The organism is Pseudomonas sp. BRG-100, assembly GCF_000737955.1.
GTDB classification, from domain to species: Bacteria; Pseudomonadota; Gammaproteobacteria; order Pseudomonadales; family Pseudomonadaceae; genus Aquipseudomonas; species Aquipseudomonas synxantha_A.
On sequence record NZ_JPRX01000001.1, the window covers coordinates 3,598,873 to 3,623,018 of the forward strand.

Below are 24,146 nucleotides of genomic sequence, written 5' to 3' on the forward strand. Positions count from 1 at the left end.
ATCAGATTTGCTGACTGACACACCGCCATCGGGGGCAAGCCCCCTCCCACATTTGATCGCATTTCAACTCAGCTACGCCAACCACGGCGACGTGCGAATCACCTCGACAAAATTCATCGGCCTGAACCCCGGCTCCTGATCCACCAGCACATCCGTCTTCACGTTGCCAAACGTGGTCTGCGGGCGATGGCGCAAGCCGTCGGCAAACGCGCAGATGATGCACTCCTTGAACCCTTCACCGCGTGGATGCGCATGCACCACCGCTTCGCGCTGCACCGTGGAAAATGCGGCGTAGTCCATGCCCAGCACGTCCATCTCCACCCCGGCGGTCACCAGCGCCACGGTGGGGCGCAGGTGTTGCGGCACACCCGGTGTGGTGTGCAGGGCGATGGACAACCACACTTGTTCGATATCGTCATCGCTCAGCCCGTAAGGCTTGAGGAACGCGGCGGCGGCATTGGCACCGTCCACTTCGAAACGCTGGTCGTCACTGCGATGACCTTCCACCAGGCCCAGGTCGTGGAACATTGCGCCGACATACAGCAGCTCCGGGTTGTAGGCCAGTTGCTTGCGCTCTCCGCTCAAGGCGCCGAACAGAAATACCCGGCGCGAGTGGTGGTACAGCAGGTCGGATTCGATGTCGCGGATGTATTCAGTGGTGGCTTTGGCCAAGGCGCTGTCGGGGATTTTGATGCCGGCGATGGTGGTGTTCATGGTGGTGCTCCTCTGGAAAGCATCCAGTCTGTTCGCGCTTGGGCGACGCAGCTATCGAGACGAGGGCGCGTTTTCGGCCAATGTGCTGCCACATCGCGCCAAGGCTGCGCGCGATCTAATGTGGGAGTTGGCTTGCCTGCGTTAGCATCACCTCGGTATACCTGATGAGCCCAGGTGTCTGCATCGCAGGCAAGCCAGCTCCCACAGGGTTTTGCGTCAGCCCAGAGATAAAGGTCTCCCATGCACAAAACCGTCGCGATCCTGATCTTCCCCGGCGTCCAGTCACTGGACGTGACCGGGCCCATGGATGTGTTCTGCGAGGCCAACCGCTTCCTGGCGCCTGACGATCACTACCGCCTGGAGGTGATCGGTTTCGGCCACGGCACTCTGGCTGCCTCCAATGGCCTGTCATTGCAGGCGCACAAGCACTACAGCGAAGCCCGGCAGCCCTACGACCTGTTGCTGGTAGCGGGCGGCCCGCAACTGCCTTTCGAAGATTTCGGCCCTCAGTTTGATGAGTGGCTGCGCGATGCCGCTGCCAGGGCACAGCGCTTCGGCTCGATCTGCAACGGCGCCTTCATGCTGGCCCGCGCCGGTCTGCTGGACGGTAAAACCGTCACTACCCACTGGAATGACGCCGCCAGCCTGGCGCGCCTGTGCCCTTCTGCCCAGGTCGAGGCCGACCGTCTCTATGTGCAGGACGGCAACCTCTACACCTCGGCCGGGGTCACGGCGGGTATCGATCTTTCGCTGTACCTGCTGGCCCAGGATCACGGCCCGGAAGTGGCGCTGAGCGTGGCCAAGCGCCTGGTGGTGTTCACCCAACGCTCGGGCGGGCAATCGCAGTTCAGCCCGTTTCTCACTCCCCATGCCGAGGCCACTTCGGCGGTGGCGCTGGTGCAGTTGTACGTGCTGGCCAACCTGACCGGGGATTTGACCATTGCCGATTTGGCCAGGGCGGCCAATATGAGTGCGCGCAATTTCTCCCGGGTGTTCGCCCGTGAAGCGCGGATCACGCCGGCGGAATTTGTCGAGAGAGCGCGGGTGGATGCGGCGCGGGTGATGCTCGAAAGCAGCCCGGCGCCACTCAAGACGGTGGCCTATCAATGCGGATTTCGCGACGCCCAGCACATGCGCAGCGTGTTCAATCGCCGCCTGGGCGTCACGCCGCAACAGTTCAGGCTTAACTTTGCGGCGCCGGTGTAGCGATAAACAGCTATCTGGCAGGCAACAGTTTCAAGGTGCCTCGGGTATTGGCCGTCACTTCCTCATCACTGAAATGCGCCTGCTCATACCCGCCTTCGATATAGCTTTGCGCCTGATCACCATAGTGAGCATCAAACGGTACGCCGCTTTGCCCCACTGGGTTGATGGTCAGTGCGTGGGCAGGGTCGGCGAAGTCGATCAGGCGCCGTGTCGAAGGCCCATAGGTCACTGGCCATGGCGCCGGGCCGATCGCGGCGGTCTGGTTATTCGGCACTTCGTGGCTGCCCGGTGCGGCGAACGGGCCGACGTTGAAGAGCTTATCCAGCGGTTTCTGCATGCCCAGCGGATGACCATGGGTCAAGGTGTGCGCCTTGCCCCACTGCCACTGCGCCGGGTCGTCGCCGAAGGTCGTCTTGAGGTGGGCCAGGCTGTTGTCCCAGGCGAGCTTGACGATATCCGCGCGCTTGCCATCCCACCAGGGTGAGTCCGCCGAGGCTGCCAGGCGTGGCAACGCGGCGTCGATAACACGGGTGGTGATCAGGGTCTTGAACAGTGCATCGCCCAGCTTCGGGTGGAAGGTCGCGTCGGCAAGGTTGAACAGGAACTGGTTGAACAGCGTGGCGCTGGTGGAGTCCAGCGGGTAGTCGCCTTTCCAGCTTGCGAGCTGTTCCACCAGCTTGAGCTGAGCCGGGTCCTTGATCCCTTCGCGCAGCACCGGCAGCAGCGGTGCGAGCAGGCGTGGGCCGTAGGCGGTGGTGGTGCCCAGTTGCAAAGCCTGGCTGTTGCTTACATCCCACTTCACGCTGTTGTCGCTCAACTGCGCGTTCAACTGCTGGCCACGGTCCGCGAGGTTGTAGTAGCCCGGGATCTCCATGCCGGTGGGTGATACCGGTTGGGCGTTGGCGGAGACCACATAGCCACGTGCCGGGTTCTCTTCCTGGGGGTTGGCGCTGAACGGGTAGAAGCCCAACTTGTCGGCCTGGGCGGTGCTGCCATCGAGGATGAACGCCGGGTTGACGCCGGCCGGGCGGATCGGCAACTGCGCTGCCGCCCACCAGCCGATATCGCCCTTGGCATTGGCCCATATGATGTTCAGGCCCGGTGCCGACACCTTGGCGGCCGCGGCACGTGCCTTGGCCAGGGTATCGGCGCGGTTGAGTTGGTAGAAGCCGTCGAGGATCGGGTTTTCGGTGTCCAGGAACGCCCACCACATGGCAATTGGCGTGCTGCCCGCGTTCTCGCCGAGCACGTCATTGATGATCGGGCCGTGGGGCGAACGGCGCAGCGTGAGGGTCACCGGCGCCTGTCCCTTGACCTGGATCTGTTGCTCGCTGCTGGTCATGTCGACCCATTGGCCGTGATACCAGACCTGGTTGGGGTTGTCCGGGTTGACCTTCTCGGCGACCAGATCAAGGTCGTCGTTCTGGAACATGGTCAGGCTCCAGCCGAAGTCCAGGTTGTGCCCCAGGAACGCCACCGGCACCAGCGCGTTGTGATAGCCGTACAGCTCAAAGCCTGGCGCCTGCAACTGCGCCTCGTACCACACCGATGGCACCGAGAAGCGAATATGCGGGTCACCCGCCAGCAACGGCTTGCCGCTTTTGGTATGGCTGCCGCTGACGGCCCAGGCGTTGCTGCCCTCGAACTGCGGCAGGCCGTTGTCGGCCAGGGCCTGCTCACTCAGGGCGGCGATGGCGCCGAGGGTTTGCCAGTCACTGGCCGCCAGGTTGAGCGCACCCTTGGGTTGCCAGTCGAGATCGAACACTTTCAGGTAGTCGCTGCCCAGATGGTCGCGCACGTAAGTCAGCACCGGCTCGGTACGAAAGGCGGCGGCAAAGCTGTAAGCCATGTACCCGGCGACGCTGATGCTGTCCTCGACGGTAAAGCGGCGCTTGGGGATGCCCAGCACGTCGAACTCCATGGGGCTGGCGTGGCTGTCCTGATATTGGTTGATCCCGTCCAGATAGGCTTGCAGGGCTTTGGACGACGCTGAGTCGGGGTCCATGTGCTCTGCGTAGCTCAAGGCGCGCTCACGAATGCGCAGGCTGCGAAACAGCTTGTCGGTCTCAAGCAGTTTGGGCCCCAGCACTTCGGCCAGTTCGCCACGGGCCAGGCGCCGCATGACCTCCATCTGGAACAGCCGGTCCTGGGCATGCACATAGCCCAGGGCGCGGTACAGGTCAGCCTCGTTCTCGGCACGGATATGCGGTACGCCACGGTCGTCGTAGCGCACCGTGACCGAGCTTTGCAGGTGGGCCAGCGGCACTGTGCCCTGACGCGTGGGCTGCTTGCTGTAGACATACCAACCGGCGCCGAGGGCGACCAGCGCAATCAGCACCGCGAAAATCTGCAAGACGCGCTTCATGAACATTCCTTACCAGAGTGGACGGGCTACTGATCCTCAGGCCACGAACAATAGCAGCCTACCGCGAGGGTGTGAGTGGCATTCACTTCGCGTCCGGTTCCAAGGGCCTTGAGAATGGGTTCGATAAAACTGTTGCTGGCATTGCACGTCAGCCCTTCGCTGTAGGGGCCGAAATAGGCCAGTTTGCCTGTGCGGTCCCAGATGCCCACGGCCGGGCTGGCGGGTATGCGATCGGCGCCGGGCAGGGCGTCGAGGATTTTCATGTGGCGCAGGTTGTCGGGCAGGGTGCCGTGGCTACCGGCTTTTTGCAGGGCGTAAAACTCGACCCCTTGGGGCTCGTACTGCTCGATCAGCTCACCCAGGTGTTGCTGGTTGCCGACATTGCACGGGCAGGCCGGGTCCCAGAAGTGCACCAGGCGAATCGGGCCAGGGCCGCTGAGGGCGGCGGGCAGTTGCAGCGCATCGCCGGAGAATACCGCCGTGTGCTCGCTGAAGGCGCGCAGGTAGCGGCCCTGGAACCAGTCATACGCGGCCCACAGCACGCCGGCGCAGATAACCAGGATCAGGCTGGCGAACAGGGCGTTGCGGTAAGGCGGTCGCATTCAAAGGTATCCTCGCAGGTCGCGTAGCTTGCCATGCTTGTCCTGACAGATGAATATCGCAGCTCGATATTCATCTTCACCGCCAGTCTGGAAGCCTTTATGCCCGTCACCTTTGACCCTGATCATCTGCGCGAAAGCTTGCGGCCCCTGGTGGACGCGCAACCGCTTAGCGCCGAGGCAAGGGTCTATCAACGTTTCTATGGGCTTGACCTGGCCGCTCGCAAGGTGCCGGCGGTGAGCCGGTTAGGGCGCCTGGAAGTGGACGGGTTTGAAGTGGTGGCCCAGGTATGGTGGCCGCCTGCGCCGGTGGCAACGATGTTCATGTTCCACGGTTTCTACGACCACATGGGGTTGTACCGCCATGTGGTGGATTGGGCGCTGGATCAGGGCTTTGTGGTGATCGCCTGCGACTTGCCGGGCCACGGCTTGTCCAGCGGCCCGCGCGCCAGCATCGATGAGTTTGCGGTGTACCAGAGCGTGGTGCAGGCGTTGTTCGCTGAGGCCAAGGCGCTGCAATTGCCGCAACCCTGGCACCTGTTCGGGCAAAGCACCGGCGGCGCCATTGTGGTGGATCACTTGCTCAACCACGGCGCCGACAGCCCGGCCCAGGGCAAGACCTTCCTGCTCTCACCGCTGGTGCGGCCGCGTGCCTGGGGATGGTCGCAGGTCAGCTATTACCTGCTGCGCCCGTTCGTCAAAGGCATCGCCCGACGCTTCAGCGATAACTCCAACGACCCTGCGTTCAAACCGTTCCTTGAAGCCGACCCACTGCAGCCGCGCCAATTGCCCACCGCTTGGGTAGGGGCGCTGGCGCGCTGGATCAAACGCATCGAAGCCGCACCCCGCAGCCCACGGCGGCCGGTGATCGTGCAGGGTGAGGAAGATATGACGGTGGATTGGCAACACAATTTGCAGGTGCTACGCGGTAAGTTCGACCGGCCCGAGGTGTTGATGCTGCCGCGGGGCAGGCATCACCTGGCCAATGAGATTCCAGAGATTCGTAATGAGTACTTCAAGTACCTCACCGATCACCTGAACTAACGCATTTTAAATGTGGGAGGGGGCTTGCCCCCGATTGCGGTGTGTCAGTCATATATCTGGTGACTGACACTCTGCTATCGGGAGCAAGCCCCCTCCCACAATTACTGCGTCAGGCTTGAGGTGCTTTGGCCGACAGCCAGCCCTGCGCGAATGGCTGCCAGGGCCGCCTGGTAATACGCCTTACCTTCCGGCGATTCGGCAAACGTAGCGAACTCTTCCAGCTCCGGGTCGGACAAATCCCGGTAGACGTACAACAGCGTGTTGTTCAGGTCCTTGTCGATTTGTTGCATCAACCGTTCGCGCTGCCCATTCAACATACCCTGGGCCTGACCGCCGCCAAGCAAACCGGGGATCATCTGGCTCAAGCTGTCGGCCGCTACACCGGCAATCGCCAGGCTGACTTCTGCACCGGCCTCGCGCGCGGGCAGGGCTTGGGCCAGATGGCCGATGATCAGGCTGCGGGTGGCGTCGGCCTGGATTTTCGGCAAGCCCTGGGCGTTTTTCGCCAACTGGTCGCGGCGCGTGGCCAGCAATTCTGCGGCGACGATCTTGCGGCCCAGGGGCGATTGGAAGAACGCCAGGGCCGGTTTCGGGTTGGCCAGGTGCTTGCGCAGTTGCGCCTCGGCACGCTGATCCATGGCTTGGGCGCCAAAGCGCTTATTGCTGTTGTCCACCAGCGCCTGATACACCACCGGCGGCAGGCTATTGCGGTAGCGTTGCTGGGCGGCACTGAGGGCGTCATTGAAATGCGCACGTTGTTCGGCCCAGCCGGCAACCTTGTATAACTGGTCATGGCCGTCTGCCCAGGCGGGCAAAACGCAGAACATCAACACGGTAAAAAACAAACGACGCATATGGACTCCTGTCAGTCGGCCACTATTGTCCGTGTCGGGCGTAGGATTTGTCGAGAAGTCCTATCAGACAGCTGATTTAAAGTGCATTCGGGCGCTCGACGGCGCTGTCGGATTCTCAGGCGTATGGATACTATGCGCGCCATGCAAATATCCCTCGATGACCCGCTGCTGCAACGTATCGTTGACGACTTGGCCGAAAAAGGCTGGTCGCAGCAGAATGGCTTCCTGCCCCAGGCTCTGACCCTGGAACTGGCGGCTGAGTGCCATAAACGTGCGGCCGAAGGTGAGCTGGCACCGGCGGCAGTCGGGCGCGGGCCGGCCCAGGAGATTCGCGAGGGTATTCGCGGTGATCATATTCAGTGGCTGGAAGAGGGCGACGCGGCGGTTTGCGACACCTATATGGCCGTCATGGACAGCCTGCGCCTGGCAATGAACCGCAGCCTGTTCCTTGGGCTGGAAGATTTCGAAAGCCACTTCGCGATGTACCCGCCCGGTGCGTTTTACCTCAAGCATGTGGACCGCTTTCGTGACGACGACCGGCGCATGGTCTCGGCGGTGATCTACTTGAACGACGCCTGGCTGCCCGATCATGGCGGCCAGTTGCGCATGTACCTCAAGGGCGGCGTCGAATATGACGTGGTGCCCACCGGCGGCTGCCTGGTGGTGTTTTTGTCGGGCGAGGTGCCCCACGAGGTACTGCCGGCCACGCGCGAACGCCTGTCCCTGACCGGCTGGTTTCGCCGGCGGGGCAACGAGCCGTTTTAGGCAGGCAAAGGATTCTAAAGTCTTGCCTTGGACAAAATGTGGGAGGGGGCTTGCTCCCGATAGCGGAGTGTCAGCTACACATTTATCAACTGACCCGCTGCTATCGGGAGCAAGCCCCCTCCCACATTTGATCTACTGTGCCTTGGCTGCCGGTGTGTCGCTGTCGAACCACTTCTGCGCCATCGCCTTCAATCTGCCATCCGCCTTCACCCGCTCTAGGGCCATGTCCAGGCTGCTCTTGAACGCTGGGTTACCTTTCTGGAATGGGATCACAAGGTCCGGCTTCTCGCGATAAGCCGTGCTGTAATCGAACCGATCCTTGAGTTCGGCAGTCATAGCGATATGGTTTATTGCCACGTCGTACTTGCCAGTTTCCACACCTGGCAACAGGTCACTGTCGTCGGTGGTGATAAAAGAAGGGCGTACGTCCATTTCCTTGGCCAGTTGCTCACCCAGTTCCACTTCAAAGCCGGTGAGCTTGTCGCCTTCCTTGAAATTGAACGGCGGGGTGTTGGCTTCCAGGGCTATACGCAGTTCGCCGCGATCATTGACGTCATCGATCAGCTCGGCATGGGCCAATGGGCTCAGAAGGGCAAGCAACAGTAACAGGCCAGGCGAAAAGCGCATGGTCACTCCTAGAGAATTCGAATGGACGAGGCGCTGTTCAGCATCGTTTTGCTATGGTGTCGGGTGCCTTGGACCGCAATTTATCGCGAAGTTGTCATAACCCTACAGATTTCACTGAAAAACTGGAGAAGCGAATGAAAGCCCTTTTGTCCCGTGCAACCCTGGCGTCCCTGCTGCTGGGTGCTTCGATGTTGGCCAGCGCTGCCGACCTGCCGCGCACACCGGCTCCTGCTGGTGCTGAAGTGTTCATTGTCTCGCCCAAAGACGGCGCTACTGTCGACAAAACCTTCACCGTCAAATTTGGCATCAAGGGCCTGGACCTGGAGCCGATCGACAAACAGGTACCGGGCGCCGGCCATCATCACCTGCTGGTAGATCAGGAAGTGGGGGCGCTCAACGCAAACGAAGCGATCCCGGCCACCGCTACCTCGATTCACTTCGGCAAGGCGCAAACCGAGACCGAGCTGACCCTCACGCCAGGCAAGCACACCTTGCAACTGGTGGCTGGCGACAACGTGCATCGCCAGTTCGAGCCTACGGTAGCCTCGAAAGTCATCACGGTTAACGTCAAGTAAGATTTGTTCAGATGCAAAAAAGGGAGCCCCTCGGGGCTCCCTTTTTCGTGGTGCGGTTGAAACCTTAGAACAACACGCGGCTACGGATAGTGCCGTTGATGTGCTGCAGCTTCTCTTGCGCCAGGTCCGAGTACTCGGCGTCGACGTCGATGACCACGTAGCCGACCTTCTCGTTGGTCTGCAGGAACTGACCGGAGATGTTGATGCCGTTTTCCGCGAAGACCTTGTTGATCTCCATCATCACGCCCGGGATGTTCTGGTGGATGTGCAGCAGGCGGTGCTTGCCCGGGTGAGCCGGCAGGGCCACTTCCGGGAAGTTGACCGACGATACCGAGGTACCGTTGTCGCTGTACTTGACCAGTTTTTCCGAGACTTCCAGGCCGATATTGGCTTGGGCTTCAGCAGTGGAGCCGCCGATGTGCGGGGTCAGGATCACGTTGTCCAGGCCACGCAGCGGGCTTTCGAAGATGTCGTCGTTGGAGCGTGGCTCCACCGGGAACACGTCGATGGCGGCGCCGATCAGGTGCTTGTCCTTGATCGCGTCGGCCAGGGCATCGAGCTTGACCACAGTGCCGCGAGCGGCGTTGATCAGGATCCCGCCTTTCTTGATCGCGCGGATTTCCTTCTCGCCGATCATCCACTGGGTCTCGGCGGTTTCCGGAACGTGCAGCGTGACGATATCGGACATGCCCAGCAGCTCGGTCAGGCTGGCGACTTGAGTCGCGTTGCCCAATGGCAGCTTGGTCAGGGTGTCATAGAAGAACACCTGCATACCCAGGCCTTCGGCCAGCACCGACAGTTGAGTGCCGATCGAGCCGTAACCAACGATACCCAGCTTCTTGCCGCGGATCTCGAAGGAGTTGGCCGCGCTTTTGATCCAGCCGCCACGGTGGCAGGAGGCGTTCTTCTCTGGGATACCGCGCAGCAGCAGGATGGCCTCGGCCAATACCAGCTCCGCTACGGAACGGGTGTTGGAGTACGGGGCGTTGAACACCGCGATACCGCGTTCGCGCGCTGCGTTGAGGTCAACCTGGTTGGTGCCGATGCAGAAACAACCGACCGCCACGAGTTTCTTGGCGTGGTCGAAGATCTCTTCGGTCAGCTGAGTGCGGGAGCGAATGCCGATAAAGTGCGCGTCGGCGATCTTTTCCTTGAGCTGGGCTTCCGGCAGAGAACTGGTGATGTACTCAATGCTGGTGTACCCGGCGGCTTTCAGAACGTCGACAGCCGATGGGTGGACGCCTTCCAGAAGAAGGAACTTGATCTTGCTCTTATCGAGAGAAGTCTTGCTCATCTGCGTAAACCTGTATCCCGGAGAAAATTGGCAGGGAGTCGAGCAGCGCAAGCTGACCCGGACGGCAGGAAAGCCGTCACCGCAGAAACGCCCTTTGGGTCTGTCCTGCGGGGGCGGTATGCTAGCATACGCACCCCGCTAAACACCTATTCCTGCGACGTGAAGCGTTCTCAGGATGACCATGAATTGTTCGAGAGTTCTGTCGATGACCCATCCTGCCCTGATTGATGAGCTAAAGACCCTGGTTGAGCCCGGCAAAGTGCTGACCGATGCCGACTCCCTGGAGGCTTACGGCAAGGATTGGACCAAGCACTTCGCCCCCGCGCCCAGCGCTATCGTGTTTCCCAAGACCACCGAGCAGGTGCAGGCCATCGTCCGTTGGGCCAACGAGCACAAGGTAGCACTGGTGCCGTCCGGTGGGCGCACCGGCCTGTCGGCAGCGGCAGTCGCGGCCAATGGCGAAGTGGTGGTGTCGTTCGACTATATGAACCAGATCCTCGACGTGAACCTCACCGATCGCACCGCCGTGTGCCAGCCGGGCGTGGTCACCAAGCAATTGCAGAACGTCGCTGAAGAAAACGGCCTGTACTATCCGGTGGATTTTGCCTCGTCCGGTTCCAGCCAGATTGGCGGTAATATCGGCACCAATGCCGGCGGGATCAAGGTGATTCGCTACGGCATGACCCGCAATTGGGTGGCCGGCATGAAAGTCGTTACCGGCAAGGGCGATGTGCTGGAACTGAACCGCGACCTGATCAAAAACGCCACCGGCTACGACATGCGCCAGCTGTTTATCGGCGCTGAGGGCACCCTGGGGTTTGTGGTCGAAGCCACCATGCGCCTGGACCGTGCCCCGAAAAACCTCACCGCCATGGTACTCGGCACCACCGACTTCGACTCGATCATGCCGGTGCTGCACGCGTTCCAGAGCAAGCTGGACCTGACCGCCTTCGAATTTTTCTCCGACAAGGCCCTGGCCAAAGTCCTCGGCCGTGGCGATGTGCCGGCGCCATTCGAAACCGAGTGCCCGTTCTACGCGCTGCTGGAATTCGAAGCCACCACTGAGGAAGTCGCCAACCATGCGCTGGAAACGTTCGAGCATTGCGTCGAGCAGGGCTGGGTACTGGACGGCGTGATGAGCCAGAGTGAAACCCAGTTGCACAACCTGTGGAAGCTGCGCGAGTACATCTCCGAGACCATCTCCCACTGGACACCGTACAAGAACGATATTTCGGTCACCGTCTCCAAAGTGCCGGCATTCTTGAGCGAAATTGATGCGATCGTCGGTGAACACTACCCGGATTTCGAAATCGTCTGGTTCGGTCATATCGGTGACGGTAACCTGCACTTGAACATCCTCAAGCCCGAAAACCTGAGCAAGGACGAGTTCTTCGCCAAGTGTGCCACTGTGAACAAGTGGGTGTTCGAAACCGTCGCCAAGTACAACGGCTCGATTTCCGCCGAACACGGCGTGGGCATGACCAAGCGTGATTACCTGACCTACAGCCGCTCGCCGGTTGAAATCGAGTACATGAAGGCTGTGAAGGCCGTGTTCGACCCTAACGGGATCATGAACCCTGGCAAAATCTTCGCGGTTTAACCGCACCTGAAGGAGTCGTTCCATGAGCTACCAGCACAAGTATGTCGACGGCACCAACATCCACTTCCCTGTGGGCAAACTGGTGTGCATCGGGCGTAACTACGTCGAACACGCCAAGGAGCTGGATAACCCGGTGCCCACCGAGCCTTTGCTGTTCATCAAGCCCGGTAGCTGCGTGGTGCCGTTGGAAGGTGGTTTTGCGATTCCCACCGAGCGCGGTTCGGTGCATTACGAGGTGGAAATCGCGGTGTTGATCGGCAAGCCGTTGTCGAACAAGCCAAACCGCGAAGAAGTTCTCGACGCCATCTCCGGCTTCGCCCCGGCGCTGGACCTGACCCTGCGCGACAAACAGGCCGAGCTGAAATCCAAGGGCCTGCCGTGGGAAATCGCCAAGTGCTTCGACGGCGCGGCGGTGCTTGCCCCTTTCGTGGTCAGCAGTACCTTTGCGGACGTGACCGACATCGGCATACGCCTGACCATCAACGGCGAAGTGCGCCAGGATGGCAACAGCGCGCAGATGCTCAACCCGATCGTACCGATGATCCAGCACATGGCTGGCTGCTTCTCCCTGCAGGCGGGTGATGTGATTCTCACCGGCACCCCGGCGGGTGTTGGCCCATTGAATGTGGGGGATGAACTGGTGTTGGAGCTGGCGGGTGTGAACCGTTTCGAAAGCGTCGTGCGCTAAGTAACGGCCAGACTGTGGGAGGGGGCTTGCTCCCGATAGCGGTGGGTCAGCTACAAATAAGCTGGCAGACAGACCGCAATCGGGAGCAAGTCGAATCGTCGCACCGCCCCTCCCACATTGGTTTTGTGTATATCCCAAGTATGGGCTTTTGCATTTTTTTCACACGCCATCCGGATAATCCCAGCCTCTTGCGCGCAGGTCGTTGAATCCTGTGCTATCCCATACAGCTGACTTTCCGGAAAAGCGCTCAATGGCCGTGCCTCTACCCACTTCGAAAACCTCGCTTCGCTCGCGCTTGTCCATGCGCTGGTATTCCTGGGTATTTTTGGCCGGTGCCATTCTGTATGGCGTGGCCTGGGCCATGCACTGGGACGATCGCGGTGTGCTGTGGGTGCTGGAGCGCTTCGAGAGCCCGGTTGAACGCCAGGAGAGTGTTTGGCTCCCGGACTATCAGGCGGTCATCGACGCCAAGCTGCTGCCCGGTATGGAGAAGGATGAGGCTTCCGACCTGTCCTACAACCCCCAGACCAAAACACTGTTTTCCGTGATGGGCAAAAACCCGTTTCTCGTGGAGCTGAGCCTGCAAGGCGACGTATTGCGCAAGATGCCGCTCAATGGCTGGAACAATCCTGAGGGCGTGACGGTGATGGAAAACGGCTCGATGGCCGTGGTAGATGAACGCGATCACACCGTGACCGTGGTAAAGGTGGACGCCGGCACCACGGCGCTGAACAAAGCTGATTTCCCAAGCCATGACCTGGGCCCCTCCAAAGACCAGAACAAAGCCTTTGAAGCGATCGCGTGGGACAAGCGCAATCAGCAGCTTGTACTGGGCGAAGAGCGGCCGCCGGCCTTGTTCACGTGGAAGAGCGATGGCAACACGCTGACCGGCGACAAGCAAAAGCTGGCCAGCACCGAACTGGATGTGCGCAACCTTTCGGCCTTGTCCATTGACCCGCGCACTGGGCACTTGCTGGTGCTGTCGGCCGATTCCCACCTGTTGCTGGAACTGGACGAAACAGGCGAGCAAGTCAGCTTCATGACCTTGCTCGGTGGCTTCAACGGCCTGAAAGACACCATCCCGCGCGCCGAAGGGGTGACCCTGGATGAGAGCGGCAACCTGTACATGGTCAGTGAACCCAACTTGTTCTATCGTTTTGAAAAGCAGAAATAACTGACGAATTACGTCAGACTTTTCTTTATAAACGGCATTCGCCAGACAGTTCGGCGCGTTTAAGTTTAAATTCAGGCGACCTTGATATCTATTCGCCAGTTTTTTCACTGAGCCCGCCCCGATGCGTCGACTTGCCCGCCCCAAACCTGCTGTTTTCATCTTGCTGTTGCTTGCCCTGGTTGCCGCCGGGGTCGTTGCGCAGCAGTTTCGTCTGTTCGAGCGTGCCTGGTTCAACTGGCAGGTGTGGCGCCAGCCTGCCGATGAGCGCGCCATTGGCCTGGCAGATTACCGCGTGACCCTGGAAGGCCAGGTGATCGAAGGGCTCGACGATGATGTCTCGGCCCTCACTTACGATCCGGTGCGCAAAAGCCTGTTTACCGTCACCAATAAAAACGCCGAGCTGGTGGAGCTGTCCCTGGAGGGCAAGATCCTGCGACGCATTCCACTGGTGGGGTTTGGCGATGCAGAGGCTGTGGAGTTTATCAGTGACAACATTTACGTCATCAGCGATGAGCGCCAGCAGCGGCTGATCAAGGTGCATGTGGACGACGACACAACCTTCCTCGACGCCGCCGACGCGGAGCAGATGACCCTCGGCGTACATATCGGCAGCAACAAGGGGTTCGAGGGCCTGGCCTATGATTCGGTGGGCAAGCGTCTGTTCGTCGCCAAGGAGCGCGACCCGATGCTGATCTATGAAGTGCATGGCTTCCCGCATTTCAAGGCGGAAAAAACCTACTCGGTGCACGTGATCAACAACCCCAAGCGCGATGCCGGACTGTTTGTGCGCGACCTGTCGAGCCTGCAATACGACGAGCGCAGCGGCCATCTGCTGGCGCTGTCGGATGAATCGTTCCTGGTTTTGGAGCTGGACATCGACGGTCGCCCCTTAAGCAGTTTGTCGTTGCTTAAAGGGCGCCATGGCCTGAGCAAGCGCGTGCCTCAGGCTGAAGGGATTGCCATGGATGACGAGGGCACGCTGTATATGGTCAGCGAGCCGAACCTGTTTTACGTGTTCAAAAAAACCTGATCAGAACATCCATTGCACGCCCAGCGTATAGCCGGTCTGGCTGCCTTCGGCATGACCCAGGCGGCCATTGACCTCGGCATACACCCCCAACTGCGGGGTGATCGCCAATTGGCTGCCGATTTGTGCGCGACCAAAGCTCTTGTCTGCTGAGCCGAGCCGAGCGGTGCGCGCCTGGCCATCGGCGCGGGCTGTCAGTTGCAGGTCATCCAAGCGGCCATCGGCCATTTCCTTGACCCAGGCGATGTCTGCATACGGCATCAGGCTCAGGCTGTAGGGCAGGGCGACAGCGCCACGCACGCGCCAGCCGAGGCTGGCTTGCAGGGAGTCGAAAGACTGCTCTTCATACTGCAGGGCGGTGCGCAGGTTCTGTTTTTCGTGGAACGTGTCGATGCGGTAGTGGCTGTAGTCCAGGCCGGCGAAAGGCCCGCTCTTGAGCGCACCGAAGTCAAAGTCGTAGCCGCCCAGCACCCGCGCGCCCAACGCCAGGGCATCAGTCTCGCCCGTCAGTTGCTGATTGAGCAGGATCGGCCCGCCATTGGCCTGGATGATCAGGTTGCGTTTGGAATCGAAACGCGTGTGGCCGATGCTCAGGTCACCGGCCAGCCAGCTTGGCCCGCCATCATTGAGCAGCGCGTACACGGCTGCCTGCCAGGTGTCGCTGTCCAGTTTGCCGCGATGCTCCAGTTTGTCGCGCCCGTTGAGGTAGCTCAGGCTGGCACCGATATTCAGGCTTGGGGTCAGCTGATAATCGCCAAGGGCGTGCAGGCCCAGGCGTCGGGCTTCGGGGTTGGGGGCCGTGTCGAAACCGCTGTCCGGGCTATATTCGCCGTCCACGCCGATCTCGCCATCAAAGCTGCCCACCTCGCGGCTGGCCGCCTGCAGGGTCAGCCAGCGGCGATCGTGCAGGCGCACCATGGCTTGATGCTGACGTTGCAGGTTGTCCTGCATGTTGCGTGCGACGGCACCGCCGGACGCCGTCGAGGCCATCAGGTCGGCGTTGGTCAGTTCCAGCACCAGGCGGCTGAGCAAGCGTGAATAGTCACGCAGGCGCTGGTCGATGCGCGCCTGGCCGAAGGCGTCGGTGAGTACGCCTTTGTTGTCTTCGCTCGGGTCGTGCCAGGTCGAGCCGCCTGGGATTTTCGGGTTGTCGGTCTGGGTATAACCGTCCAGATCGCCCAGTTCCCAGTTGGTGGCTTCTACATAAAGGATCGGGATATTCAGCGGCTCGAAAGGTTCACCATCACTGCAGCAGCCTGTGCCTTTGGGGTATTGCGGGTCCAGGCCGGGGTTGGTGAATAGCGGGATATTCAACTCCTTGGCGATCTGAAACGTGTGCTCGCGCAATGACGCCAGGGCCGGGTTGTCGGTGCTGTTCTGGCCGGCGTGGGCATACATCATGTCGCCGGTGATCAGGCTGTCGAGATTGATCATCGCAAGCATATTGGCGCGCTGGCTGGCGCTCAGCGAGTCAACAAAGGCCCGGGAGCCGCGCAAACCTTCTTCTTCCGCGCCGAATCCGACGATTTGCAGGCCATTTTCCAATGACAGGCCGCCGAGGTTCTTCGCCACCTCGGTCAGCACGCTGGCACCGGAGCCATTGTCATCCAGGCCTTGCAGGGTCGGGCGGCCGAAGTAGGTGTCGAAATGCGCGCCAATCACCACGTACTGCGGCTTGGTGCCGGCGGCGTAGGCCACCACGTTTTGCGAAGCACGGCTGCCGCTGCTCCAGGTGAAGTCCTGGCGGCTGATGGAATAGGCCGCGCCCATCTGGCTCTGCATCCAATCAGCAGCGCCGGCAAAATTGGCCGTGCCGCGATAACGACCGGGGTAGTCATTGATCAGTTTTTCCAGGGTGGTGTTGGCGTGCTGGCCGTACTCGTAAGCTTGGGCTTGCGCGGACAGCAGGGCACCGGCAACGCTGATGGCGATGGCTAGGGGCTTTATCACAAGGTCTTCCTTGAGGTGATGGGAATGTTCAAAGCCCAGACCCTTTGCACAATGCGCGCCTCATTCCGTGGGCGGCTGCAAATTGACGCATTGTTAAACGCGTGGGTCGCGTGGCTGTAATTTGTATCCGATTGGATACCAGGCGGGACTTGGCGTGCCGTGACCGAGCGCACGGTTTTGGATAGGAGTGCTGCAAATGTGGGAGGGGGCTTGCTCCCGATTGGGTGTATCAGTACCAGATATTCTGACTGACACACTGCTATCGGGAGCAAGTCGAATCGTCGCACCGCCCCTCCCACATTGGAGTTGTGGTGTTGTTAAGCCTTGAGGGTTTTCACGCCTTCCGGGGTGCCCAGCAGCAGCACATCCGCCGGGCGTGCGGCGAACAGGCCGTTGGTGACCACACCGACGATGGCATTGATCTGCGTCTCCAGCTCCACCGGATTGGTGATCTGCATATTGAACACATCAATGATGATGTTGCCGTTGTCGGTCAGTACACCTTCGCGGTACACCGGGTCGCCGCCCAGTTTCACCAGTTCGCGGGCTACGTGGCTGCGAGCCATTGGGATGACTTCCACCGGCAGCGGGAAGGCGCCGAGCACCGGCACCAGCTTGCTGGCATCGGCGATGCAGATAAAGGTCTTGGCCACGGCCGCGACGATTTTCTCGCGGGTCAGGGCTGCGCCGCCGCCCTTGATCAGGTTCAGGTGTTCGTCGCTTTCATCGGCGCCGTCCACGTAGAACTCCAGGTCGCTCACGGTGTTGAGCTCGTACACCGGAATGCCATGGCCTTTAAGGCGGGCGGCGGTGGCTTCGGAACTCGCCACGGCGCCGTCGAACGCGCCCTTGTGCTGGGCCAGCGCGTCGATAAAGCAGTTGGCAGTGGAGCCGGTGCCGACACCGACGATGCTCTTGTCGTCGAGTTTGGGAAGGATTAAATCGACGGCGGCCTGGGCCACTGCCTGTTTGAGTTGATCCTGGGTCATGCGGGCTCCGGAACGGGCGGGGAGTTATCGAGGGGCGCGAGTATAACCCAACAAAACCTCCGGATTCGTGTGGTCGCCCGCCCAAACGCTGGGTTAGACTCCTTGGCCCTGCCCAACTCGTGAAGTAGATGCCTGCCGATGCTTGAAGACTACGTCAAAAAGATCCTCACCTCGCGCGTGTATGACATCGCCGTGGAAACTCCCTTGCAGACTGCCCGCCAGCTCTCCGAGCGGTTGGGCAACAAGGTCTGGCTCAAGCGCGAAGACTTGCAGCCGGTGTTCTCGTTCAAGATTCGCGGCGCCTACAACAAGCTGACCCAATTGAGCAGCGAAGAACGCGCCCGTGGCGTGGTCACGGCATCGGCGGGCAACCATGCCCAGGGCCTGGCCCTGGCGGCCAAGGTTCTGGGGGTCAAGGCCACCATCGTGATGCCCAAGACCACCCCGGAGATCAAGGTCGAAGGCGTGCGCTCGCGGGGCGGCAAAGTGGTGCTGCACGGTGATTCCTTCCCGGAAGCCCTGGCCTATTCGCTCAAGCTGGTCGACGAAAAAGGCTACGTCTACATTCACCCTTACGATGATCCACACACCATTGCCGGGCAGGGCACCGTGGCGATGGAAATCCTGCGCCAGCACCCGGGGCCGCTGGACGCGATTTTCGTACCGGTGGGCGGCGGCGGGCTGATCGCCGGTATTGCGGCGTATGTGAAATACCTGCGTCCGGAAATCAAGATCATCGGCGTCGAGCCGGACGACTCCAACTGCCTGCAAGCCGCCATGGCGGCAGGCGAGCGCGTGGTGCTGCCGACCGTGGGAATCTTTGCCGATGGCGTGGCGGTGGCGCAGATCGGTCAACACACCTTCGACATCTGCAAGGATCATGTGGATGAAGTGATCACCGTCAGCACCGATGAAATCTGCGCGGCGATCAAGGATATCTACGACGACACGCGCTCCATCACCGAGCCGGCAGGCGCGTTGGGCGTGGCCGGGATCAAGAAGTACGTCGAGACTCGCGGCGTCAGCGGCCAGACCTTTGTCGCCATCGACTCTGGCGCCAACGTCAACTTCGATCGCCTGCGCCATGTGGCCGAGCGTGCCGAGCTGGGTGAAGGCCGCGAAGCCATCATCGCGGTAACCATCCCCGAGCAGCCGGGCAGTTTCAAGGCGTTCTGCGAGGCCGTGGGCAAGCGCCAGATCACCGAATTCAATTACCGCTACCACTCTGGCAGCGAAGCGCACATCTTCGTCGGCGTGCAGACCCACCCGGAAAACGATCCGCGCAGCGCACTGATCGCCAGCCTGACCAGCCAGGGTTTCCCCGTGCTGGACCTGACCGAAAACGAACTGGCCAAGTTGCACATTCGCCATATGGTGGGCGGCCATGCGGCCAAAGTCAGCGATGAGGTGGTGTTTCGCTTCGAATTTCCGGAGCGTCCGGGCGCCTTGTTCAACTTCTTGCACAAGCTGGGCGGGCGCTGGAACATTTCGATGTTCCACTATCGCAACCACGGTGCAGCGGACGGCCGTGTGGTCGCCGGGCTGCAAGTGCCGGCGGACGAGCGCCACCTGGTGCCGGCAGCCCTGGCTGAAATCGGCTACCCGTACTGGGATGAAAGCGAAAACCCGGCCTACCAGTTGTTCCTCGGTTGAGCGACTACGCTGACTGAGCGGCCTTTAAGGAATCGAGACCATGGAAACACTGACCACCCTCAAGGTTATCCACATCACCGCCACCGTGTTGCTGCTGCTCAGCGGCCTCGGCCTGGCCGTACTGGCCTGGCGTCAACGCAGTGCCGGCCCGGCGGTCATCGTGCAACGCCCATGGGCGTTCGTGTGGCTGCTGATGGGCATTTGCCTGGTCAGTATGCCGTTCACCGGTTGGTGGCTGGTGCACCTGATCGGCTGGCCCCTGGGGCAAACCTGGATTTTAGGCTCCAGCATCCTCTACACCGTGGCGGCGCTGGCGTGGTTCTGGCTGGTGGCGCGCCTTAATCGCCTGCGCAAGGGTGAGGGCGGCAGCCTGAATTTTACCCTGGTGCTGGCGGTGGTCAGCCTGGTGGGGTTTGTGGCGATTGCAGGGCTGATGGGCGCCAAGCCGGTTTAAAGCGTTAGATCGCGTCGCCTTCATCGCAGGCAAGCCAGCTCCCACAGGGGAATGCATTCCAAATGTGGGAGCTGGCTTGCCTGCGATAGCGTCATCAGCTGCGCAGAGTGATCACCGGCCAGCCCCGCTTCTGCGCTTCAGCGCGCAAATTCGGATCCGGATCCACCGCCACCGGATGCGTCACCTGCTCCAGCAACGGCAAATCATTCATCGAGTCGCTATAGAAGTAGCTGTCTTCCAGGCTGTACCCAGTCTCTTCCAGCCAGCGATTCAAGCGCGTCACTTTGCCTTCTCGAAAGCACGGCACATCAGTGCTGCGCCCGGTGTAGCGGCCGTTTTCCATCTCGCATTCGGTGGCGATCAGGGTGTCAACGCCTAGCCGTGCGGCAATTGGCGCAGTGACGAAGCGGTTGGTGGCGGTGATGATCACCAGCTTGTCGCCGGCGGCGTGGTGCTGGGCCAGCAGTTCCACCGCCTTGGGCAGCACGATCGGCTCGATGCAGTCGCGCATATAGTCGTTGTGCCACTCGTCCAGTTGGGCCATCTCGGTGCGGCCGAGGATTTCCAGGCAGAAGTTCAGGTAAGCGGCGTTATCCAGCTTGCCGGCCAGATAGTCCTGGTAGAACTCGTCGTTGCGGGCCTTGTAGGCCACCGGGTCGAGAATCCCACGCTCACACAGGTAATCGCCCCAGGCGTGATCGCTGTCACCGCCGAGAAGGGTGTTGTCCAAGTCGAATAAAGCCAGGCGCATTGCAGTTACTCGCTGAAAAGTCTGTAAAAAGGCGTCCAGAATACGGTCTTTTCACAAGAGTGCACATAAGGTAAGAAGCCTCGTTGCCGCTGGAACAATCTTTGTGGAACAATGCGGCGACATGCGTTTGCGAGGTTGTTGCCGTGATCGACCCCGATGGTTTCCGTCCTAATGTCGGGATTATTCTTACGAATGATGCCGGACAGGTGCTATGGGCTCGCCGAATCAACCAAGATGCCTGGCAGTTTCCTCAAGGTGGGATAAACCCCGACGAAACCCCTGAAGACGCCTTGTACCGTGAGTTGAACGAAGAAGTCGGCCTTGAGCGTGAAGATGTGCAGATTCTGGCCTGTACCCGTGGCTGGTTGCGCTATCGTTTGCCGCAACGCCTGGTGCGTACCCACAGCCAACCGCTGTGCATCGGCCAGAAGCAGAAATGGTTTCTTTTGCGCCTGATCTCCAACGAGCAGCGGGTGCGGATGGATTTGACCGGTAAACCGGAGTTCGATGGCTGGCGCTGGGTCAGCTATTGGTACCCGTTGGGCCAGGTGGTGACATTCAAGCGCGAGGTTTACCGCCGCGCTCTCAAAGAGCTTGCCCCGCGCCTTTTAGCGCGCGACTGACGACGGAGTTCGACCCCGAGCCATGCTCAATACGCTGCGCAAGATCGTCCAGGAAGTTAACTCCGCCAAGGATCTCAAGGCGGCGTTGGGGATTATTGTGTTGCGCGTCAAGGAAGCCATGGGCAGCCAGGTCTGCTCGGTTTACCTGCTGGACCCCGAGACCAACCGTTTTGTGCTGATGGCCACGGAGGGCTTGAACAAGCGCTCCATCGGCAAGGTCAGCATGGCGCCCAATGAAGGTCTGGTGGGCCTGGTGGGGACGCGTGAAGAACCCCTGAACCTCGAACATGCGGCCGACCACCCGCGTTATCGCTACTTCGCCGAAACCGGTGAAGAGCGCTACGCCTCGTTCCTGGGGGCGCCGATCATCCACCACCGCCGCGTTGTCGGCGTGTTGGTCATCCAGCAAAAAGAACGCCGCCAGTTCGATGAAGGTGAAGAAGCCTTCCTGGTGACCATGAGCGCGCAGTTGGCCGGGGTTATCGCCCACGCCGAAGCCACCGGCTCGATCCGCGGCCTGGGGCGCCAGGGCAAGGGCATCCAGGAAGCCAAGTTCGTCGGCGTGCCCGGTTCGCCGGGTGCTGCGGTGGGTACGGCGGTGGTCATGCTGCCGCCGGCCGACCTCGATGTGGTGCCGGACAAGACCGTCCACGACATCGAAGCCGAAATCAAACTGTTCAAGACCGCCCTGGAAGGCGTGCGCGCCGACATGCGCAACCTGTCGAACAAGCTGGCCACCCAGCTGCGCCCTGAAGAGCGTGCGCTGTTCGACGTGTACCAGATGATGCTCGACGACGCGTCCCTGGGTAACGAAGTCAAAACCGTGATCAAGACCGGCCAGTGGGCCCAGGGCGCGTTGCGCCAGGTGGTCACCGATCACGTCAACCGTTTCGAAATGATGGACGACGCCTACCTGCGTGAGCGGGCTTCGGATGTGCGCGACCTGGGTCGCCGCCTGCTGGCGTACCTGCAGGAAGACCGCAGCACCAACATGGTCTTCCCCGATAACACCATCCTGGTCAGCGAAGAGCTGACGGCCACTCAGCTCGGCGAAGTGCCTGAGGGCAAGCTGGTGGGCCTGGTCTCGGTATTGGGCTCGGGTAACTCCCACGTCGCGATCCTGGCCCGGGCCATGGGTATCCCGACGGTGATGGGCCTGGTGGACCTGCCGTACTCCAAGGTCGACGGCATCGACATGATCGTCGATGGGCATCGCGGCGAGGTATTTACCAACCCCAGCGACGTGCTGCGCAAGCAATACGCCGAAGTGGTGGAAGAAGAGAAGCAACTGGCCCAGGGCCTCGATTCGTTGCGCGAGCTGCCGTGCGTCACCCTCGACGGCCACCGCGTGCCGCTGCTGGTCAACACCGGCCTGCTGGCGGATGTAGCGCGTGCGCAGCAACGAGGCGCTGAGGGGGTGGGGCTGTACCGCACCGAAGTGCCGTTCATGATCAACCAGCGTTTTCCGAGCGAGAAGGAGCAGCTGGCGATTTATCGCGAGCAACTGCAGGCCTTCCACCCGCTACCGGTGACGATGCGCAGCCTGGACATTGGCGGCGACAAGTCACTGTCGTATTTCCCCATCAAGGAAGACAACCCCTTCCTTGGCTGGCGTGGCATTCGCGTTACCCTCGACCATCCTGAAATCTTCCTCGTCCAGACCCGCGCCATGCTCAAGGCCAGCGAGGGGTTGAACAACCTGCGTATCCTGCTGCCGATGATCTCCGGCACCCATGAGCTGGAAGAAGCCCTGCACCTGATCCACCGCGCCTGGGGCGAAGTACGCGACGAAGGCGCCGACGTACCGATGCCGCCGATTGGCGTGATGATCGAAATTCCCGCAGCGGTATACCAGGCCAAGGAGTTGGCGCGGCAGGTGGATTTCCTCTCGGTGGGCTCCAACGACCTGACCCAGTACCTGCTGGCGGTGGACCGTAACAACCCACGGGTGGCCGACCTCTACGACTACCTGCACCCGGCGGTGTTGCAAGCGTTGCAACACGTGGTGCGCGACGCCCATGCCGAAGGCAAGCCGGTGAGTATCTGCGGTGAGATGGCTGGCGACCCGGCCGCTGCGGTGTTGCTGATGGCGATGGGCTTTGACAGCCTGTCGATGAACGCCACCAACTTGCCGAAGGTGAAGTGGATGTTGCGCCAGGTTGACCTGGGCATGGCCAAGGATTTGCTCGCGCAGTTGATGACCATCGACAACCCGCAAGTTATCCACAGCTCGTTGCAGTTGGCGCTGAAGAACCTCGGGCTGACCCGGATGATCAACCCGGCCTCGGCGAAAACCCTCTAGACCGAGGCGCCTTCATCGCAGGCAAGCCAGCTCCCACAGGGAACTGCATTCCAAATGTGGGAGCTGGCTTGCCTGCGATGACGTCAGTCCAAGCGCCGTCAGATTTCCAGTTCGACCTCGCCCAGCCGCCCGCCGTGTGGGCCAAAGCTACGCTCCAGCATCCTGCGCGTCCCATCGGCATTCACAATCAGCGCCGTGCTGGCCCGTGTCCCATAACTGGGGCTGGCGATAAACACGCTCGATAGCAGGTTTTCGGTCGCCAGGCCTACGCCGGTGTCCGGCAGTTCAGCAAACGGGGCGGTCTGCGGGTCGCTGAGAATTCCCAGCAGTGCCTTAGGCTTGGGGTTCTCCAGTACTGCGCTGAACGCCGCCTTGGCCTTCACCAACTTAGGCCAGGGCGTATCCAGCCCGGCATTGGATAACCCGTAAACCCCAGCCTTCAGCAGCGTAGGCTCGGTATCATTGGCGTTGTAATGCCACAGCTCATCCCGCGTACCCACCAGCAGGTTAAACCCGGAATATTCAATCGAACGTCTGTTAACGTCGGCTAAATAGTCATCAATGGGCAGCGATCCACTTAGAAAGCGCGCCACCAGCTCGCCCCGCGACTTGCGTGCCGGTGGCTGGTGCGGGTCGCGGATATTGGTCAGCGCAGCAAAACGCCCATCCGCGTTTACACCCAACCAAGTGCCCCCGGCCTCCTGATCGCGGCCAGCATAGACCTGCGGCGCATCCAGCCACTGGGCCAGCGGCAGGCTGGGGCGGGCATAGAACTCATCGCGGTTGGCCGCGACGATCAGCGGTTGGGCATGGCCTGGTCGCCAGGCGAAAACAATCAGGCACATCGGGTGACCCCTTTTGTGTTTTTGCCACTCTACCCACAGATGTGCAG

22 protein-coding genes are annotated in these 24,146 nt (G+C 60.9%); 12 read left to right on the top strand and 10 right to left on the bottom strand.

Features of this window, described 5'->3' with window-relative positions:
• Positions 1-72: 72 nt before the first annotated feature.
• Positions 73-714: an HD domain-containing protein gene (locus JH25_RS11500; protein ID WP_032878860.1), complete on the bottom strand. Its 642-nt coding sequence runs from the start codon at positions 712-714 to the stop codon at positions 73-75.
• A 240-nt stretch (positions 715-954) separates the two neighbouring features.
• On the opposite strand from JH25_RS11500, the gene JH25_RS11495 reads away from it, so the two are divergent.
• Complete coding sequence (locus tag JH25_RS11495) at positions 955-1,920, top strand: GlxA family transcriptional regulator (RefSeq protein WP_032878862.1); 966 nt, start codon at positions 955-957, stop codon at positions 1,918-1,920.
• Between the two features lie 10 nt (positions 1,921-1,930).
• Here the strand turns inward: JH25_RS11495 and JH25_RS11490 are convergent, their stop codons facing one another.
• Together JH25_RS11490 and JH25_RS11485 are read right to left on the bottom strand one after the other, a co-directional pair.
• Positions 1,931-4,285: a penicillin acylase family protein gene (locus tag JH25_RS11490; protein ID WP_032878863.1), complete on the bottom strand. Its 2,355-nt coding sequence runs from the start codon at positions 4,283-4,285 to the stop codon at positions 1,931-1,933.
• A 26-nt stretch (positions 4,286-4,311) separates the two neighbouring features.
• Positions 4,312-4,887 (bottom strand): DUF6436 domain-containing protein, encoded by a 576-nt coding sequence (locus JH25_RS11485; protein WP_032878865.1) that lies wholly within the window; start codon positions 4,885-4,887, stop codon positions 4,312-4,314.
• Between the two features lie 99 nt (positions 4,888-4,986).
• On the opposite strand from JH25_RS11485, the gene JH25_RS11480 reads away from it, so the two are divergent.
• The gene (locus tag JH25_RS11480; protein ID WP_032881182.1) at positions 4,987-5,928 is read left to right on the top strand and encodes an alpha/beta hydrolase; all 942 of its coding nucleotides are present in this window, start codon (positions 4,987-4,989) and stop codon (positions 5,926-5,928) included.
• A 101-nt stretch (positions 5,929-6,029) separates the two neighbouring features.
• Here JH25_RS11480 and JH25_RS11475 read toward each other — a convergent pair whose 3' ends face one another.
• Positions 6,030-6,782, bottom strand: coding sequence for a DUF2059 domain-containing protein (locus tag JH25_RS11475; protein WP_032878866.1), 753 nt, complete (start codon positions 6,780-6,782; stop codon positions 6,030-6,032).
• 132 nt (positions 6,783-6,914) lie between these two features.
• On the opposite strand from JH25_RS11475, the gene JH25_RS11470 reads away from it, so the two are divergent.
• Positions 6,915-7,547: a 2OG-Fe(II) oxygenase gene (locus JH25_RS11470; RefSeq protein WP_032878867.1), complete on the top strand. Its 633-nt coding sequence runs from the start codon at positions 6,915-6,917 to the stop codon at positions 7,545-7,547.
• Between the two features lie 132 nt (positions 7,548-7,679).
• On the opposite strand, the gene JH25_RS11465 is transcribed toward JH25_RS11470, so the two are convergent.
• A complete protein-coding gene (locus JH25_RS11465) occupies positions 7,680-8,174 on the bottom strand; it encodes a transporter substrate-binding domain-containing protein (protein ID WP_032878868.1) in 495 nt (164 codons plus the stop codon).
• 134 nt (positions 8,175-8,308) lie between these two features.
• Between JH25_RS11465 and JH25_RS11460 the strand changes: the two genes are divergently transcribed.
• Positions 8,309-8,749: a DUF4399 domain-containing protein gene (locus JH25_RS11460; RefSeq protein ID WP_032878870.1), complete on the top strand. Its 441-nt coding sequence runs from the start codon at positions 8,309-8,311 to the stop codon at positions 8,747-8,749.
• Between the two features lie 64 nt (positions 8,750-8,813).
• Here JH25_RS11460 and serA read toward each other — a convergent pair whose 3' ends face one another.
• Positions 8,814-10,043: a phosphoglycerate dehydrogenase gene (serA, locus tag JH25_RS11455; protein ID WP_005792342.1), complete on the bottom strand. Its 1,230-nt coding sequence runs from the start codon at positions 10,041-10,043 to the stop codon at positions 8,814-8,816.
• 205 nt (positions 10,044-10,248) lie between these two features.
• On the opposite strand from serA, the gene JH25_RS11450 reads away from it, so the two are divergent.
• The 4 genes from JH25_RS11450 (at position 10,249) to JH25_RS11435 (ending at position 14,535) form a co-directional block, all read left to right on the top strand.
• On the top strand, positions 10,249-11,643 hold the full coding sequence (locus tag JH25_RS11450) for an FAD-binding oxidoreductase (protein ID WP_005792341.1): 1,395 nt from the start codon (positions 10,249-10,251) through the stop codon (positions 11,641-11,643).
• Positions 11,644-11,665: 22 nt separating this feature from the next.
• The gene (locus JH25_RS11445) at positions 11,666-12,331 is read left to right on the top strand and encodes a fumarylacetoacetate hydrolase family protein (protein WP_032878871.1); all 666 of its coding nucleotides are present in this window, start codon (positions 11,666-11,668) and stop codon (positions 12,329-12,331) included.
• Between the two features lie 250 nt (positions 12,332-12,581).
• Positions 12,582-13,505: an SdiA-regulated domain-containing protein gene (locus JH25_RS11440; RefSeq protein ID WP_005792339.1), complete on the top strand. Its 924-nt coding sequence runs from the start codon at positions 12,582-12,584 to the stop codon at positions 13,503-13,505.
• A gap of 121 nt (positions 13,506-13,626) precedes the next feature.
• Positions 13,627-14,535 (top strand): SdiA-regulated domain-containing protein, encoded by a 909-nt coding sequence (locus JH25_RS11435; protein ID WP_032878873.1) that lies wholly within the window; start codon positions 13,627-13,629, stop codon positions 14,533-14,535.
• Here the strand turns inward: JH25_RS11435 and JH25_RS11430 are convergent, their stop codons facing one another.
• Both JH25_RS11430 and rpiA read right to left on the bottom strand, forming a co-directional pair.
• Complete coding sequence (locus tag JH25_RS11430; protein ID WP_032878875.1) at positions 14,536-16,482, bottom strand: autotransporter domain-containing protein; 1,947 nt, start codon at positions 16,480-16,482, stop codon at positions 14,536-14,538.
• A gap of 317 nt (positions 16,483-16,799) precedes the next feature.
• Complete coding sequence (rpiA, locus tag JH25_RS11425; RefSeq protein ID WP_032878877.1) at positions 16,800-17,471, bottom strand: ribose-5-phosphate isomerase RpiA; 672 nt, start codon at positions 17,469-17,471, stop codon at positions 16,800-16,802.
• 138 nt (positions 17,472-17,609) lie between these two features.
• Between rpiA and ilvA the strand changes: the two genes are divergently transcribed.
• Complete coding sequence (ilvA, locus tag JH25_RS11420; protein ID WP_032878878.1) at positions 17,610-19,124, top strand: threonine ammonia-lyase, biosynthetic; 1,515 nt, start codon at positions 17,610-17,612, stop codon at positions 19,122-19,124.
• Between the two features lie 40 nt (positions 19,125-19,164).
• Complete coding sequence (locus tag JH25_RS11415) at positions 19,165-19,578, top strand: DUF2269 family protein (protein WP_032878879.1); 414 nt, start codon at positions 19,165-19,167, stop codon at positions 19,576-19,578.
• A gap of 94 nt (positions 19,579-19,672) precedes the next feature.
• On the opposite strand, the gene JH25_RS11410 is transcribed toward JH25_RS11415, so the two are convergent.
• Positions 19,673-20,329, bottom strand: coding sequence for an HAD family hydrolase (locus JH25_RS11410; protein WP_032878883.1), 657 nt, complete (start codon positions 20,327-20,329; stop codon positions 19,673-19,675).
• Between the two features lie 143 nt (positions 20,330-20,472).
• Between JH25_RS11410 and JH25_RS11405 the strand changes: the two genes are divergently transcribed.
• Together JH25_RS11405 and ptsP are read left to right on the top strand one after the other, a co-directional pair.
• Positions 20,473-20,952: an RNA pyrophosphohydrolase gene (locus JH25_RS11405; protein ID WP_003176750.1), complete on the top strand. Its 480-nt coding sequence runs from the start codon at positions 20,473-20,475 to the stop codon at positions 20,950-20,952.
• 22 nt (positions 20,953-20,974) lie between these two features.
• Positions 20,975-23,254 carry a phosphoenolpyruvate--protein phosphotransferase gene (gene ptsP, locus JH25_RS11400; protein ID WP_005792331.1) on the top strand — a complete coding sequence of 760 codons (2,280 nt, stop codon included), beginning with the start codon at positions 20,975-20,977 and terminating at the stop codon, positions 23,252-23,254.
• Positions 23,255-23,352: 98 nt separating this feature from the next.
• Here the strand turns inward: ptsP and JH25_RS11395 are convergent, their stop codons facing one another.
• Complete coding sequence (locus tag JH25_RS11395) at positions 23,353-24,099, bottom strand: NRDE family protein (RefSeq protein WP_032878885.1); 747 nt, start codon at positions 24,097-24,099, stop codon at positions 23,353-23,355.
• Between the last annotated feature and the right edge of the window lie 47 nt (positions 24,100-24,146).

Excerpts from the sequence above, each read along its gene's own strand:
- JH25_RS11410 (WP_032878883.1), bottom strand. The coding sequence starts at position 20,329 with ATGCGCCTGGCTTTATTCGACTTGGACAACACCCTTCTCGGCGGTGAC.
- JH25_RS11500 (WP_032878860.1), bottom strand. The coding sequence starts at position 714 with ATGAACACCACCATCGCCGGCATCAAAATCCCCGACAGCGCCTTGGCC.
- JH25_RS11415 (WP_032878879.1), top strand. The coding sequence starts at position 19,165 with ATGGAAACACTGACCACCCTCAAGGTTATCCACATCACCGCCACCGTG.
- JH25_RS11470 (WP_032878867.1), top strand. The coding sequence starts at position 6,915 with ATGCGCGCCATGCAAATATCCCTCGATGACCCGCTGCTGCAACGTATC.
- JH25_RS11395 (WP_032878885.1), bottom strand. The coding sequence starts at position 24,099 with ATGTGCCTGATTGTTTTCGCCTGGCGACCAGGCCATGCCCAACCGCTG.
- ilvA (WP_032878878.1), top strand. The coding sequence starts at position 17,610 with ATGCTTGAAGACTACGTCAAAAAGATCCTCACCTCGCGCGTGTATGAC.
- JH25_RS11480 (WP_032881182.1), top strand. The coding sequence starts at position 4,987 with ATGCCCGTCACCTTTGACCCTGATCATCTGCGCGAAAGCTTGCGGCCC.
- JH25_RS11460 (WP_032878870.1), top strand. The coding sequence starts at position 8,309 with ATGAAAGCCCTTTTGTCCCGTGCAACCCTGGCGTCCCTGCTGCTGGGT.
- JH25_RS11485 (WP_032878865.1), bottom strand. The coding sequence starts at position 4,887 with ATGCGACCGCCTTACCGCAACGCCCTGTTCGCCAGCCTGATCCTGGTT.
- JH25_RS11465 (WP_032878868.1), bottom strand. The coding sequence starts at position 8,174 with ATGCGCTTTTCGCCTGGCCTGTTACTGTTGCTTGCCCTTCTGAGCCCA.
- JH25_RS11435 (WP_032878873.1), top strand. The coding sequence starts at position 13,627 with ATGCGTCGACTTGCCCGCCCCAAACCTGCTGTTTTCATCTTGCTGTTG.
- JH25_RS11475 (WP_032878866.1), bottom strand. The coding sequence starts at position 6,782 with ATGCGTCGTTTGTTTTTTACCGTGTTGATGTTCTGCGTTTTGCCCGCC.
- ptsP (WP_005792331.1), top strand. The coding sequence starts at position 20,975 with ATGCTCAATACGCTGCGCAAGATCGTCCAGGAAGTTAACTCCGCCAAG.
- serA (WP_005792342.1), bottom strand. The coding sequence starts at position 10,043 with ATGAGCAAGACTTCTCTCGATAAGAGCAAGATCAAGTTCCTTCTTCTG.
- JH25_RS11495 (WP_032878862.1), top strand. The coding sequence starts at position 955 with ATGCACAAAACCGTCGCGATCCTGATCTTCCCCGGCGTCCAGTCACTG.
- rpiA (WP_032878877.1), bottom strand. The coding sequence starts at position 17,471 with ATGACCCAGGATCAACTCAAACAGGCAGTGGCCCAGGCCGCCGTCGAT.
- JH25_RS11450 (WP_005792341.1), top strand. The coding sequence starts at position 10,249 with ATGACCCATCCTGCCCTGATTGATGAGCTAAAGACCCTGGTTGAGCCC.
- JH25_RS11490 (WP_032878863.1), bottom strand. The coding sequence starts at position 4,285 with ATGAAGCGCGTCTTGCAGATTTTCGCGGTGCTGATTGCGCTGGTCGCC.
- JH25_RS11445 (WP_032878871.1), top strand. The coding sequence starts at position 11,666 with ATGAGCTACCAGCACAAGTATGTCGACGGCACCAACATCCACTTCCCT.
- JH25_RS11440 (WP_005792339.1), top strand. The coding sequence starts at position 12,582 with ATGGCCGTGCCTCTACCCACTTCGAAAACCTCGCTTCGCTCGCGCTTG.